Consider the following 13344-nt stretch of genomic DNA (forward strand, 5'->3'; position numbering starts at 1 on the left):
CAGTCTAGGCGTTCCGGTCCGAGGGGTGGTCATCGTTTCCATCATGTGAACGGCCGGGCAGTTTGGAACCCAGTTGCTCCGCCTGCTGGGACACGGTGGCGGACATCGAGCGGCCCTTTTCACGGGCGGATTCGGCGGCGTCCTTGACCTGGGTCTTGAACTGTTCACGTTTATGCTCCGCCAGTTCTTTCTTGTGGTTGGCGGCGTACACGTCCGCGGTCTCCTGGCCGGACAGTTCCTGGATGGCCACCATGATCTGGTCGGTGACTTCACGCATGAGGGCGTGATCCCCGTGCCGGCCCTTGAGGTGGGAGAAGTCCAGCGGCTTGCCGAAAATCGTGGTGACCTTGGCCTTTCGGGGGTCCGGGAACTTGGACCCCAGCGGCTGGATCTTGTCCGTACCGACCATCGCGATCGGCACCACGGGCGCGCCGGTTTCCAGCGCCAGACGAGCCACACCGATCTTGCCGCGGTACAGGCGACCGTCCGGCGAGCGCGTGCCCTCCGGATAAATTCCCAGCAGCTTCCCGTCCTGCAGGGCCTGACCGCCGGCGCTCAGGGCCTTGGCGCTGGCCTTGCCCCCATTGCGGTCCATGGGGATCTGGTTGATGGCGCGGAAGAAGGCCCCCACGACCTTGCCCTTGACCCCGGGGCCGGTGAAGTACTCGGACTTGGCCAGGAAATAGACCTGGCGGGGCACCGCCACCGGCATGAACACGGAATCCGAGATGGACAGGTGGTTACTCGCCAGGATGGCCGCACCCTGGGAGGGGACGTTCTCCAATCCGATCGCCTTGGGTCGGTAAACCGTGTTCACCACGGGGCCCACCACGTAGCGCTTGAGGAACATGTACACCATGACTCGGATCCTTCCGGAAAGCTTTTGTTGAACCACGTGACCGCGGCGTCGAACGGGTCTGGTACGCGCGGATCAGCAGTGCGCGTAGCGACTTCACCGCTGGATTCTCTCATGCCTTGTGCCCGGGCTGGCACAATGGCGCCATGAGCTTCGATCCCGCCACACACGGCCATCAGTTCTTCCCCGGTTCCGCGTCCGTGGGGGTGCTGGTGCTGCACGGGTTCACGTCCACGACCGCCTCGGTCATCGAGTGGGCGCGCGCCATCCACCACGCCGACGACGCCGCCGGCCACCACCCGTCCGTGTCCGTTCCGCTCCTGCCGGGTCACGGCACCTCGTGGGAGGACTTGGCCAAGGAGAACTGGCACGCGTGGCGCGACGCCGTGGACGAGGAGTACTGGCGGTTGCGTTCCCGGCACGACCACGTGGTGGTGTGTGGTTTGTCCATGGGTGGCGCCTTGGCGGTTCAGCTGGCCGCCCGGTACCGGGTGGCGGGACTGCTCCTGGTCAATCCCGCTCTGGCGTTGACCAACCGTGCCGCCGCGTACAGCCATATTGCCCGCCACGTAGTGACCTCGGTCCCCGGAATCGGCAGCGACATCAAGCGACCCTCCGAGGGTGAGGTCACCTATGACCGCACTCCGCTGGCCGCGGTGGCCCAGCTCAACCTCCTGATTCGACAGGCGATCAAGACGCTTCCCGCGGTGAGCGCTCCGGCCCTCGTCTTCCGCTCGGCGGAGGACCACGTGGTGGCGGGTGCGTCCGTGGACCTCATCCGCGAGCGCAGCGCGGGGCCGGTGGAAGTGATTGCCCTGCCCAACAGTTTTCACGTGGCCACCATGGACTACGACCAGGGCATCGTGGAAACGGCCTCCCGTCAGGCGGTACAGAACCTCATGCGCGGCCTTGGTCTGACGCACTCCGCCGGTGAGGTGGCGGCGTCGGCATGAGCGCACGCGACCCCGAGGACTCCCGGCCCGACGACGATTTCCGCCGCATCATTGACGGCAACGACTGGGACAACGTGCCCCGCGATGATGAGGGGGCCGAGCCCTGGGCCGATGAGATTCCGTGGGAACCCCGGGAGCAACCCGCCGCGGAGGTACCCCTCGAGCTCTTCGAGTCCGAGGAGGACGAGTCGTACAACCCCGATCCTGGAGAGATCACCCGCGGTGTGAGTGCCACGATGATCCGAGCCGTTACAGTGATTCTTGCGGTGCTCGTCATCATGGTGGGCCTGGCGGTGCTGCCCGGTTCGCTGCCCGCGGTGGTGTGGGCCGCCGGTGTCGCCGGCTTGATCGGTGGTCTGTACCTGGTGTTTCGCGCTCTTCCCGAGGATCCCCGGGATGACGACGGCGCCGTGGTCTGAACGAGTTTTTCCGAGCTGACGGTGGACACGTCCATACATGCCGCGGCATGATCCGCATCACACAGTAGGCTGGCTGAAAGTCCTTGCACAGAAGGGTGACCCATGAGACGCGTGAGCGTACCCCCCGCCGTTGACCCGCTTCCGCACAACAGCGTGGCCGAGATCCTGGCCCGCCAAGCACGCGAAAACCCGGACCTTGTCCTGTACACGATCCTGGCCGAAGGCAAGGAGCGCGATGTCACGGCGCGAGAGTTCCGCGACGAGGTCATTGCCGTGGCCCGTGGCTTGGCCGCTCGGGGCATTCAACCCGGCGACCGCGTGGGCATCCTGAGCCGCACCCGCTACGAGTGGTCGCTGGTGGACTTCGCCCTGTGGTGGGTCGGCGCCGTGCCCGTACCCGTGTACGACACGTCTTCCCCGGACCAGATCGCCTGGATCCTGTCCGATTCCAAGGCGCGGGCGATTTTCGTGGAAACCGATGAGTTGGCCGAACGCGTTGAGCTGGCCGCCGCTATCACCCCGTTCGATGCCGTGTCCCGCATGTGTGTTTTCGACACGGCGGATCAGAAGTCATCACTGGAGACCTTCATTGCCGAAGGTGCCGACCGGACGGATTTCGACAACCCACACGGCGGAATCTCCCTGGACGACACCGCCACCCTGATCTACACCTCGGGGACCACCGGCCCGCCCAAGGGCTGCGAACTGACTCACCGAAACTTTGTCGGATGCGCGGCCAACACCATTCCCGTGGCCTCGGAAGTCATTTATCCGGGTGCCCGCACGCTGTTGTTCCTGCCGCTGGCCCACGTGTTTGCACGGTTCGTGGAAGTCATCGCGCTGGACGCCGGCGTCACCCTGGCCCACACCCCGGACGTCTCCGGGCTCATGGAGGACCTGGGGCGGTTCAACCCCACGTTCATCCTGGCCGTACCTCGCGTGTTCGAGAAGATCTTCGTGGGCGCGCGCCTGAAGGCCTCGGCGGCCTCCCCCGTGAAGAAGCTCATTTTCGCCCGGGCCGTCTCCGTGGCCGTCGAGTGGTCCAAGGCCTCGCAGGCGGGCAAGGTTTCCCCGCTGCTCGAGGCCCAGCATCGGCTCTACGACAAGCTCGTGTACTCCACGCTGCGCAACGCCATGGGAGGTGCGGTTCGCTACGCCGTGTCCGGCGGTGCCGCCCTGGGCTCGCGTCTGGGTCACTTCTTCAACGGGATAGGCGTCTACGTGGTGGAGGGTTACGGCCTCACCGAAACGACCGCACCCATCTCCGCGAATTTCCCCAGCATCAACCGTTTGGGCACCGTGGGCCACCCGATCCCGGGCCACGAGATCGCGATTGCCCAAGACGGGGAGATTTTGGTGCGCGGCAACAACGTGTTCCGCGCTTACCACGGCATGCCGGACAAGACCGCGGAAAGCTTCCACGACGGCTGGTTTGCGACCGGCGATCTGGGCGTCCTCGATGACGAGGGACTGCTGACCGTGACCGGACGCAAGAAGGAAATCATTGTGACCGCCGCGGGTAAGAACGTGGTGCCCAACCTGCTGGAAGACCCGATCAGGGCCTCGGCCACCGTGGGGCAGATCATTGTGCTCGGTGACAACCGATCCTTCATCTCCGCGCTCATCACCCTGGATCCGGACACCCTGCCCAGGGTCCTGCCGACCCTGGGTCTGGACTCGTCACTGACACCGGCGCAGGCCGCCAAGGAGCCGGCGGTCATTGAGCACGTCCAGAAAATCGTGGACCACGCCAACGCCAAGGTCTCCCGCGCGGAAAGCATCCGCAAGTTCGAGATCCTGGACCACGATTTCACGATTGAGGACGGTTACCTGACGCCGTCCATGAAGCTCAAGCGCGCCAAGGTCATCGAGGATTACGCCCAGCAGATCGATGCTCTCTACGCCAAGTAGGTGAGGGCGCACCCATCTCGGGATGTAGCCGGAGGCCCGGCCGATCAGTGATCGGCCGGGCCTCCCGCTGTGCGTTGGGGTCCTGAGTGTTGGTGCCCCATCTCGGCGCGGTGTTCAGTTCCGCGTGTGCATCTCAGTCCTGTTCGGGGAGATCCAGTCCGAGCAGCGCGTTCTCGATCACTTCGGCCAGTGCCGGGTGGATCCAGTACTGACCGCGAGCCATTTGCTGAGCGGTCTGCCCGAAGGACATGGCCTGGATCAGCGGCTGAATCAGGTTGGATGAATCCTTACCGATCAAGTGCGCGCCCAGCAGCAATCCGGTGCTCTTGTCCGCAATGAGCTTGCAGATCCCCACCGAATCCTCCATGGCCCAGCCGTAGGCGACATCACCGAATCTCTGTTCCTTCACGGTGATTTCCGTATTGTTCTCCCCGGCCCAGATGCGTGCCTGCTGTTCCGTCATGCCCACGGTCGCGATCTGTGGGTCCGTGAACACGGCCGAGGGCACGTAGCGGTGGTCAGTGACGCGCAGCGATTCCGGGTGCACCACGTTGTGTGCGACCGTGCGGGCTTCCGCATTGGCCACGTGTTTGAGCTGGTACGGCGAGCACACGTCTCCCAGGGCCCAGAGTCCCTCGACGGGCTGGCCATTGCTGAGCACCCGCTGGTAGTCGTCCACGGCCAGCAGACCGGAATCGGACACATCCAGGTGTGCCGCCTCGGGATTGAGGGTGTCCGCGTTGGGCACGCGCCCGGTGGCCATCAGGACCACGTCCGCCGTCCCCTCCCAGCTCTGCTGGGATTCGTCCGACGCCGCGGCGCTCACCGTGAGTTTCCCGTCCGCCGCTTGCTCGATCCCGGTGATCGAGCGGTTCACTTGCAGGTCCCATTGCAGGGCCGCTTCGCGCTTGAAGCGCTCGGCGATGGTGTCATCGTGATGACGCAGCAGCCGCTCGGAACGGTTGAGCTGGGTGACCTTGGACCCCAGACCGTTGAACACGTGACAGAACTCGGCGGCTATGTAACCGCCACCCACCACAATGATTGATTCGGGCAGCTCGTCCAGGCGCATCACGGTGTCCGAGGTGTGCACCCCGGGAAGGTCGATGCCGGGTATCTCCGGAAGCTGAACGCGTGAGCCGTTGGCCAGTACGATATTTGGAGCGGTAATTCGCTCCCCCGACTCGGTCTCCAGAACCTTGGGCTCCACGAAGTGGACGTACTCCTGGATCACGCTCACGTTCTCCAGGGATTGGCGGTAGGTCAGACCCCCATTGGCTATGGCGTCAATTCTGGTGAAGATCCGATCCCGCATGGCCTGCCAGTCCACCGAGTCCACGCTCGCCCTGACCCCGAGGCGGGACGCGTCCTCGGCTTCGCGGGCCACCGTGGCCGGGTACACGTACATCTTGGTGGGGATGCACCCCACGTTGAGGCACGTTCCACCGAAAGTACCCGGTTCCACGATGGCCACGTTCAGGTCCTGATACTCCTCCGTGAGGATGGAGTTGCCGGAGCCGGAGCCCACAATGATGAGATCGAATTCGCGCATGGATCCCATCCTAGGGAGCTTGGCAAATCGGCGATCAATCGGTCTCGATCACCAACACCAGATCACCGCCGCTGACCTGCGAAACGTCCCGCAGGGCGATCCGCGAGACCGTCCCGCCGGTGGGCGTGGTGATGGAGGCCTCCATTTTCATGGCCTCGATCGTGGCCACGGCCTGACCGGGCTCCACGGTGTCGCCTTCGGCCACCGTGACCGTGACGGCACCGGCAAACGGCGCCGCCACGTGACCCGGGTTGGCGGAATCGGCCTTCTCCAGCTCCACGGAATCCGTCTTCACGGAGTTGTCCCGGATCTCCAACAAACGCAGTTGTCCGTTCAGGGTGACCATCACGGTGCGCATGCCCTTGTCATCCGGTTCGGAAATGGCCTGCAGGGTCACCAGCAGTCGCACGCCCTTGCCCAGGGAGATCACGTGTTCGAAGTCCTGGCGCAGACCGTAGAGGAAGTCACGGGTGTGCAGCACGGACAGGTCACCGTACTTGGTCTGTGATGCCTCGAACTCCTTGGTGGGCCCGGCGAACAGCAAACGGTTCAGCGTGGCACGGCGCGTCTCGCCGGGCTGGTTGAGCCCCTCCTGATCCTCATCGCTGAGTTCCTTGTCCCCGAGGGTCACGTTGCGACCCTCGAGAGCCTTGGAACGGAACGGCTCGGGCCACCCCGCCGGCGGGGTACCGAGCTCACCGGCCAGGAAGTTGATCACGGAGTCCGGGATGTCGAACGTGTTGGGGTTCTCCTCGAACTCCGTCGGGTCCACATCCATACCGACCAGCTGCAGCGCGAGGTCACCCACCACCTTGGAGGACGGGGTCACCTTGACCAGGTGGCCGAGCATCTTGTCCGCGGCGAAGTACATGTCCTCGATGGCCTCGAACTTCTCGCCCAGGCCCAGCGCAATGGCTTGCTGGCGCAGGTTCGAGAGCTGCCCGCCCGGGATCTCATGACGGTACACGCGACCCGTGGGGCTGTTCAGCCCCGATTCGAAGGGCTTGTAGATCCCGCGCACCACTTCCCAGTAGGGTTCCAGATCGCTCACGGCATCCAGACCCAGGTTGGTGTCGCGTTCGGTGTTCTCGAGCGCGGCGACCAGCGCGGACGCGGAGACCTGCGACGTGGTGCCCGCCATTGATGCGGACGCAACGTCCACGGCGTCCACGCCGGCTTCCGAGGCGGCCATGAGGGTGGCCAACTGGCCCCCGGCGGTGTCGTGGGTGTGCAGGTGCAGCGGGAGGTCGAAACGCTCGCGCAGCGCCGTGACCAATTTACGGGCGGCTTCCGGACGCAACAGCCCGGCCATGTCCTTGATGGCCAGGACGTGGGCGCCGGCATCCACACACTTCTGAGCGAGATCCAGGTAGTACTCGAGGGTGTAGACCTCTTCCCGGGGATCCAGCAGGTTACCGGTGTAGCACAGGGCCACCTCGGCCACGGCGGTGCCGGTGGCGCGAACGGCCTCGATCGCCGGGCGCATCTGGTCCACATCGTTGAGGGCATCAAAAATACGGAAGATGTCCACGCCGGTTTCTGCGGCCTCTGCGACGAACGCGTTGGTCACCTCGGTGGGGTACGGCGTGTAACCCACGGTGTTGCGACCGCGCAACAGCATCTGGATGGGGATGTTCGGCAGCGCCTCGCGCAGGCGGCGCAAGCGGTCCCAGGGGTCCTCGCCCAGGAAGCGCAGAGCGACGTCGTAGGTCGCACCGCCCCAGGCCTCGATCGACAGCAGGCCCGGCAGGGTGTGCGCGTAGGCCGGCGCCGCCGCGAGCAGATCACGGGTGCGCACCCGGGTGGCCAGCAGCGACTGGTGGGCGTCACGGAAGGTGGTGGACGTGACCGCCAGAGGTTCGTACGCGCGCAGTTCCCGGGCGAACCCTTCCGGGCCCTTCTCCCGGAGCACCTGGCGCCAGCCGGCCGGCGGCTCGTGGGTCGAGGGGCCGTCGAAGGGGCTGCGGTAGGGCTCGTCGGACTTGTCGCCCGGGTAATGGGGCAGCTTGGTACGGGGGTCGATACCGTCCACGCGGTCGCCGTTGGGCTTGTTGACCGTGACCTCGGCCAGGTAGGTCAGGGCGCGGGTCGCACGGTCCGCGGAGGTCTTGCCGCGCAGCAGCTCCGGGTGGTTCTCGATGAAGTCGGTGGCCACGTCTCCGGCAATGAAGTCCGGGTCGTCCAGGACGGCCTGCAGGAACTGGATATTGGTGGCGATACCGCGGATCCGGAACTCCGCCAGGGAACGGCGCGCTCGGTGAACCGCGGTCGTGTAGTCGCCTCCGCGGCACGTGAGCTTGACCAGCATCGAGTCGAAGTGCGGGGAGATCTCGGCTCCGGCGTAAAGCGTGCCACCGTCCAGGCGGACGCCCGCACCGCCGGCGGAGCGGTAGGCCGAGACCTTGCCGACATCCGGGCGGAAGTCGTTGGCGGGGTCCTCGGTGGTGATGCGGCACTGCAGAGCGGCGCCGCGCACGCGCAGGGTGTCCTGGCTGATCCCGAGATCTTCGAGGGTCTCACCGGCGGCAATGCGCAGCTGCGCCTGAACCAGATCGATGTCCGTGATTTCCTCGGTCACGGTGTGCTCCACCTGGATGCGCGGGTTCATTTCGATGAACACGTGCTCACCGGCGCGCTCGCCGGCGGTGTCCACCAGGAATTCCACGGTGCCGGCGTTGACGTACCCGAGTTCCTTGGCGAACTTGACGGCGTCGCGGTGCAGGGCCTGACGGATGTCATCGTCCAGGTTGGGTGCCGGGGCGATCTCGATGACCTTCTGGTGACGGCGCTGCAGTGAGCAGTCACGCTCGAACAGGTGCACCACGTTGCCCTCATTGTCCGCGAGGATTTGCACCTCGATGTGCCGTGGGCGCAGTACTGCCTGCTCGATGAACACGGTGGGGTCACCGAACGCGGTGTCCGCTTCCCGCATGGCGGCGTCGAGTGCACCGGGCAGGTCCTTGGAAGCCTCCACCCGGCGCATACCGCGCCCGCCGCCGCCGGCCACGGCCTTCACGAACAGCGGGTAGCCGATCTTCTCGGCCTCCTCGATCAGCTGGTCCTTGTCCGAGGAGGGTTCGGTTGACTGCAATGTGGGGATGCCCGCGCGCTTCGCGGCACGCAGGGCCGCTACCTTGTTGCCCGCCAGTTCCAGGATCTCTGCCTTGGGCCCGACAAACTTAATGCCCGCGGCATCGGCGGCGCGGGCAAGCTCGGGGTTCTCGGACAGGAAGCCGTAGCCGGGGTAAATGGCATCGGCGCCGGATTCTTTGGCGACACGAACAACCTCGTCCACGTCCAGGTACGCGCGCACCGGGTGACCTTCCTGGCCAATGGGGTACGCCTCGTCAGATTTCTGACGGTGGATGGAATTACGGTCTTCGTGCGGGAACACGGCCACGGTTTTCGCGCCGAGTTCGTACGCGGCACGAAATGCTCGGATAGCGATTTCGCCGCGGTTGGCCACCAGGATTTTGGAGAACATGTACTGCCGTTCCGCACCCCCGGGCCAGTGGGCCTCGAAGGGCGCTGCGTTAGATAGCGAACTAGCTGTCTCAGCATACGTGAGACCTACATCATACGTGTGGACTGACCACACTGTGTACCGGATTCTGTTCTTTCGTGACGAAATCGCTATCAGTCCAGCCATTAGCATGGACAGGGTTGTGTCCCGGTGGCCGGGACACTGAACGGGGAGAGGACACAGTGCAGATCGTCAGCATCAGCAGCCTCAAGGGCGGCGTGGGTAAATCATCGGTAACTCTCGGTCTGGCCTCGGCCGCCTTGGCTGCGGGCATCCCCACTCTCGTGATCGATCTCGACCCCCACGCCGATGCCTCCACCGCTCTCGGTGTCCGCGCTCACGGCTCCCGCGACATCGGTTCCATTCTGCGCAAACCGAAGAAAGGCGCCGTGTCCAAGATCACAGTTGCCGCGTCGTGGACCGCGCACCCCATCACTCCCGAATCCTCCCCCCGGCCCGTCCTGGACGTGGCACCGGGTTCCGCGGTGTCCTCGCATTTGGACCGTTCCGGCTTCAAGGTCAAGGATCTCAAGCGTCTGGAAACAGTGCTTCAGGGGGTTGACACGTACGAGCTGGTACTCATTGACTGCCCGCCCAGCCTCACCGCACTGACCCGCATGGCGTGGGCGGCCTCCCACAAGGTGCTCTCCGTTGCCGAGCCCTCGCTCTTCTCCGTGGCCGGCACCAAGCGGACGATGACCGCGCTGGCCCAGTTCGAGGGTTCCAAACTCTGGGCCGTACCCGCCGCGGGTGTGATCGTGAACCGGGCTCGACAAGACTTCTCAGAACACGCGCACCGCATCAATGAACTTCATGAGTTGTTCGGTGACCTCGTGGTGCACCCGATTCTCCCGGATGCTCCCGTCATGCAACAGGTTCAAGGTGCTGCTTGGCCCGTGCACAGATGGCCCGGGGAACAAGCCGCGGTTCTGGCCGAGCGCTTCAGCACCATCCTCGCCGGGCTCCTGAGGTAGTCACCGCCTCATGACGGACTCGGAGGCCGTTTCGCTGGGGACGGCGTCGAGTTAGCGGGACGCGTCAGCCGGCGTTTTTCTTGCGACGGCGCGCCCGACGGGCGGAGAGCTCGTCCTCGGGAAAATCCTCGGCGGCGTCGGCGGTGGCCACCGCCGTGTGCTCCGCGGGCATGGACGCCAACGCGCCCTCTATTTCGCGCCAGACCCGGCCCACGGCAATGCCGAAGACCCCCTGTCCCCCCTGGACCAGGTCGATGACCTCGTGGGGTGACGTGCATTCGTACACGCTGGCGCCGTCGGACATCAACGTGAGCTGCGTGAGATCCTCGATCCCACGCAGCCGCAGGGCGCCCACGGCGGAACGAATCTGCTGCAGCGAGACACCCGTGTCCAATAGTCGCTTCACGACCTTGAGAACCAGGATGTCGCGGAAGGAGTACAAGCGTTGCGAACCGGAGCCCTTGGCTCCGCGCACCGTGGGCTCGACCAGACTGGTGCGCGCCCAATAGTCGAGTTGACGGTAGGTGATGCCGGCAGCTTTGCAGGCCGTGGGTCCGCGGAACCCGACGGTCTCGTCGAAACTGACCAGATCCTCATCGAACAGCATCCCCTGTGTGCCGCCCGCCAGAGAAGACTGGAGCGGATCTGCTACATCCAGCGGAAGGTCTCCGTGGCTCACATATCCTCCTCGGGATCGGCTGGGGTGGTTCATGGCTGAGTTACCGGAAGACAGTTCTCGGTAATGATTAGACGGTAGACCTCGGGGTGCGGCGGGTCAAAGACATTTGTACGGGGTCGCAACGTGTCGCGACGTCAGCTCACCCGCCGAACTCCCTGTCAGGTCTGGAAATCGTCAGGGTCCACGTGATCCAGAAAGTCACGGAACTCACGCACCTGGACGTCGGCTTCCGCCTGGTCCGGGGCCGGCTGCTCGCGCAGCTCACCATCCGCGCTCAACACAAGACCGGAATCTTCCAGCACGGATTGGGCGCACACGATCCGGGATTTGGTTCGCACGGCCACCGCGAGCGCATCCGAGGCCCTGGCATCCACCACGATTCCGTGGTCGAACTCAATGGCGGCGTGGAACACGGTGTCCTCCACCGTGTGGATGACCACCCGAGAGATGTTGTGGCCCAGTGCGTCCACCACGGAGATCAGCAAATCATGCGTGAGGGGGCGGGGCGGCTTGATGCCCTGCATGGCGAAGACGATCGAGGTCGCCTCGTTGGTGCCCACCCAGATCGGCAGATGTCGAGCGCCGTTGACTTCGCGCAGCACCACCACCGGCTGCCCGGTGGGTACGTCCATGCGGACTCCGGCCACTTCCATGGGTACGTCCGGGGAAGCCACCTAGCGCTCCTGTTCGAAGGGACGGAGAGTGTCTTTGAGTTGGGAGTTCAGCAGGGCCGTGGTCATGGTCAGACACAGAGACGCGATTTCCCGGGCCCGCTGTGGGGCTTTCTCGCGGGACACAGGGTCTCGGCGGCTGATGAGCGGGGCAATGGTTCCCTCCACGAGTCCGATCATGCGCTCCGAAGCACCGCGCAGAGCCCGTAGGTGACGCGGTTCGATACCGTAGGCGCTCAGCCGCTTGGCCGTGGCCGCGACCGTGAGCGCGTAGTCGTCGAAGTACCCCGCGCGTTCCACGAGCCAGCCGTTGTTCATCAGATCCCGCAGCAGGGTGGTCTCGGCACCGGTGCGGGCGGCCACCTCACGCAGGGTGTAACGCCGCCCGGATTGACGGACGGGATGGGCCATTGCCTGGTGCGGATCCTGCGGTTCTTGACCGGGCGCCGTCGACGTCGCTCGCTCACTCTCGCGCGGCTCTTGCGGTTCGGCCTCCGCTCCCGGGTCTTCCCCACGATCCAGACGGTCGCGAATGACCTTCAACGGAAGGTAACGCTCCTGTTGAAGGCGCAACACCGTGGCCAACCTGTCGATGTCTTCTTCCGAGTACTTGCGGTACCCCGAGGCTGTGCGATGCGGGCGCACCAGCCCTTGGTCCTCCAAGAAACGGATCTTGGAGGCGGACAGGCCGGGGAACTCGGGCTGCAGTTGTCGTAGAAGCACCCCGATACCCACCAGCGAGGTCTGCGAGTGTCCGGATTCAGGCATGAGTAGTGTCAGGAGTCCTTTTGAACGGAATGGTAAAAGGTGAACCGGAACTTACCGATCTGGACTTCGTCCCCATTTTCCAAGTGCTTGGAGTCCACGCGGTCACCGTTGACGTAGGTGCCGTTGAGCGAGGACTGGTCCACCAGCTCGTAGGAGTTCGACCGACGAAGGAAGCCCGCGTGCCTTCGGGACACCGTGACGTCGTCCAGGAAAATGGAGCACGCGGGGTGACGGCCGGCAATGACTTCGTCACGGTCCAGCAGGAAACGTGAACCCGTGAGTCCGCCGTTGGTTTCCAGAAGCAACGCGGAACCAGGGGGTAATGCGGCGACCGCATTTTGCTCACTCTCGGACATCTTGTGCCGAGCGGCGGTGGAGAGAACATCCGCGACAATCTGAATGGATGTGGTTTCCGGCCCCGAGTTGGGTACGGAGCTGTCCTGCTTTGACATAGGTATCTTTCTCCTGAGTGTGGAGTCTGCGGGTCAGTCCAGCTGCTGCTGATACTGGTCAGCGTCCAAGAGGTCCTTGGTCGCCTCCGGAGAATCGGCGCGGATTGTGAAGAGCCAGCCGTCCTCGTAGGGGGAGGCGTTCACAGCGCCGGGGTTGTCCTCGAGCTCGGGGTTGACCTCGGTGATTTCACCGGAAATCGGAACGAAGAGGTCACTGACGGACTTGGTGGATTCGATCTCGCCCACAACGGAGCCGGCGGAAACTTGATCCCCCACCTGAGGCAGGTCCACGAAGACCACTTCACCCAGTTCGTCTTGGGCGTGATCCGTGATGCCCACCCGGTAGGTGTTGTCGTCCTGGAGGTCTTTGACCCATTCATGTTCTGAGGTGTACGCGAGTTCCGCGGGAATGTTACTCATGTCGCTCAGTTTAGGGCACAGAGGGTGTAACTTGTCCGCGTGCCTCGCACCCACTTGCGACAACGGCCGGAGATGACGCCCGCCCGGACCGCTCACTTTCATATTTCAGTTGGTCATGGGCTGAGCCCTCGTCGTCTCACGTGCGAAATCTGGTGAGGCGACGCAA

General features: G+C 64.5%; 12 protein-coding genes. 4 read left to right on the forward strand and 8 right to left on the reverse strand.

Annotated elements, in window-relative coordinates; genetic code table 11:
* Nucleotides 1-4: 4 nt before the first annotated feature.
* The gene (locus tag Q4E95_RS02410) at nt 5-859 is read right to left on the reverse strand and encodes a 1-acyl-sn-glycerol-3-phosphate acyltransferase (protein WP_303381782.1); all 855 of its coding nucleotides are present in this window, start codon (nt 857-859) and stop codon (nt 5-7) included.
* A gap of 143 nt (nt 860-1002) precedes the next feature.
* Between Q4E95_RS02410 and Q4E95_RS02415 the strand changes: the two genes are divergently transcribed.
* The 3 genes from Q4E95_RS02415 to Q4E95_RS02425 all read left to right on the forward strand — a co-directional run bounded on the left by Q4E95_RS02415 (nt 1003) and on the right by Q4E95_RS02425 (nt 4139).
* Nucleotides 1003-1809 (forward strand): carboxylesterase, encoded by an 807-nt coding sequence (locus Q4E95_RS02415; protein ID WP_303381783.1) that lies wholly within the window; start codon nt 1003-1005, stop codon nt 1807-1809.
* The gene (locus tag Q4E95_RS02420) at nt 1806-2228 is read left to right on the forward strand and encodes a hypothetical protein (RefSeq protein WP_303381784.1); all 423 of its coding nucleotides are present in this window, start codon (nt 1806-1808) and stop codon (nt 2226-2228) included. The genes Q4E95_RS02415 and Q4E95_RS02420 overlap by 4 nt, the downstream gene beginning before the upstream one ends.
* 102 nt (nt 2229-2330) lie before the next feature.
* Nucleotides 2331-4139, forward strand: coding sequence for a long-chain fatty acid--CoA ligase (locus Q4E95_RS02425; protein ID WP_303381785.1), 1809 nt, complete (start codon nt 2331-2333; stop codon nt 4137-4139).
* A 133-nt stretch (nt 4140-4272) separates the two neighbouring features.
* On the opposite strand, the gene Q4E95_RS02430 is transcribed toward Q4E95_RS02425, so the two are convergent.
* Both Q4E95_RS02430 and Q4E95_RS02435 read right to left on the reverse strand, forming a co-directional pair.
* A complete protein-coding gene (locus tag Q4E95_RS02430; protein WP_303381786.1) occupies nt 4273-5691 on the reverse strand; it encodes a mycothione reductase in 1419 nt (472 codons plus the stop codon).
* A 34-nt stretch (nt 5692-5725) separates the two neighbouring features.
* Nucleotides 5726-9175, reverse strand: coding sequence for a pyruvate carboxylase (locus Q4E95_RS02435; protein WP_303381787.1), 3450 nt, complete (start codon nt 9173-9175; stop codon nt 5726-5728).
* A 221-nt stretch (nt 9176-9396) separates the two neighbouring features.
* Here Q4E95_RS02435 and Q4E95_RS02440 point away from each other — a divergent pair, with 221 nt between their 5' ends.
* Complete coding sequence (locus tag Q4E95_RS02440) at nt 9397-10188, forward strand: ParA family protein (RefSeq protein WP_303381788.1); 792 nt, start codon at nt 9397-9399, stop codon at nt 10186-10188.
* A gap of 64 nt (nt 10189-10252) precedes the next feature.
* Here Q4E95_RS02440 and Q4E95_RS02445 read toward each other — a convergent pair whose 3' ends face one another.
* From Q4E95_RS02445 to gcvH, 5 genes are all read right to left on the reverse strand, one after another.
* Nucleotides 10253-10795, reverse strand: coding sequence for a MerR family transcriptional regulator (locus Q4E95_RS02445; protein ID WP_303381794.1), 543 nt, complete (start codon nt 10793-10795; stop codon nt 10253-10255).
* 230 nt (nt 10796-11025) lie between these two features.
* Nucleotides 11026-11541 carry a bifunctional nuclease family protein gene (locus Q4E95_RS02450; RefSeq protein ID WP_303381789.1) on the reverse strand — a complete coding sequence of 172 codons (516 nt, stop codon included), beginning with the start codon at nt 11539-11541 and terminating at the stop codon, nt 11026-11028.
* The gene (locus Q4E95_RS02455) at nt 11542-12306 is read right to left on the reverse strand and encodes a MerR family transcriptional regulator (RefSeq protein WP_303381790.1); all 765 of its coding nucleotides are present in this window, start codon (nt 12304-12306) and stop codon (nt 11542-11544) included.
* Nucleotides 12307-12314: 8 nt separating this feature from the next.
* Complete coding sequence (locus Q4E95_RS02460) at nt 12315-12758, reverse strand: FHA domain-containing protein (protein ID WP_303381791.1); 444 nt, start codon at nt 12756-12758, stop codon at nt 12315-12317.
* Between the two features lie 33 nt (nt 12759-12791).
* Complete coding sequence (gene gcvH / locus Q4E95_RS02465) at nt 12792-13178, reverse strand: glycine cleavage system protein GcvH (protein WP_303381792.1); 387 nt, start codon at nt 13176-13178, stop codon at nt 12792-12794.
* Between the last annotated feature and the right edge of the window lie 166 nt (nt 13179-13344).

The organism is Kocuria sp. (assembly GCF_030536815.1).
In the GTDB taxonomy this organism is placed as follows: Bacteria; Actinomycetota; Actinomycetes; order Actinomycetales; family Micrococcaceae; genus Kocuria; species Kocuria gwangalliensis.

What these genes read in the sequence shown, in the direction of transcription:
- Q4E95_RS02410 (WP_303381782.1), bottom strand. Translation starts at nt 859, where the DNA reads ATGGTGTACATGTTCCTCAAGCGCTACGTGGTGGGCCCCGTGGTGAAC.
- Q4E95_RS02430 (WP_303381786.1), bottom strand. Translation starts at nt 5,691, where the DNA reads ATGCGCGAATTCGATCTCATCATTGTGGGCTCCGGCTCCGGCAACTCC.
- Q4E95_RS02425 (WP_303381785.1), top strand. Translation starts at nt 2,331, where the DNA reads ATGAGACGCGTGAGCGTACCCCCCGCCGTTGACCCGCTTCCGCACAAC.
- gcvH (WP_303381792.1), bottom strand. Translation starts at nt 13,178, where the DNA reads ATGAGTAACATTCCCGCGGAACTCGCGTACACCTCAGAACATGAATGG.
- Q4E95_RS02415 (WP_303381783.1), top strand. Translation starts at nt 1,003, where the DNA reads ATGAGCTTCGATCCCGCCACACACGGCCATCAGTTCTTCCCCGGTTCC.
- Q4E95_RS02420 (WP_303381784.1), top strand. Translation starts at nt 1,806, where the DNA reads ATGAGCGCACGCGACCCCGAGGACTCCCGGCCCGACGACGATTTCCGC.
- Q4E95_RS02445 (WP_303381794.1), bottom strand. Translation starts at nt 10,795, where the DNA reads ATGCTGTTCGATGAGGATCTGGTCAGTTTCGACGAGACCGTCGGGTTC.
- Q4E95_RS02435 (WP_303381787.1), bottom strand. Translation starts at nt 9,175, where the DNA reads ATGTTCTCCAAAATCCTGGTGGCCAACCGCGGCGAAATCGCTATCCGA.
- Q4E95_RS02460 (WP_303381791.1), bottom strand. Translation starts at nt 12,758, where the DNA reads ATGTCAAAGCAGGACAGCTCCGTACCCAACTCGGGGCCGGAAACCACA.
- Q4E95_RS02455 (WP_303381790.1), bottom strand. Translation starts at nt 12,306, where the DNA reads ATGCCTGAATCCGGACACTCGCAGACCTCGCTGGTGGGTATCGGGGTG.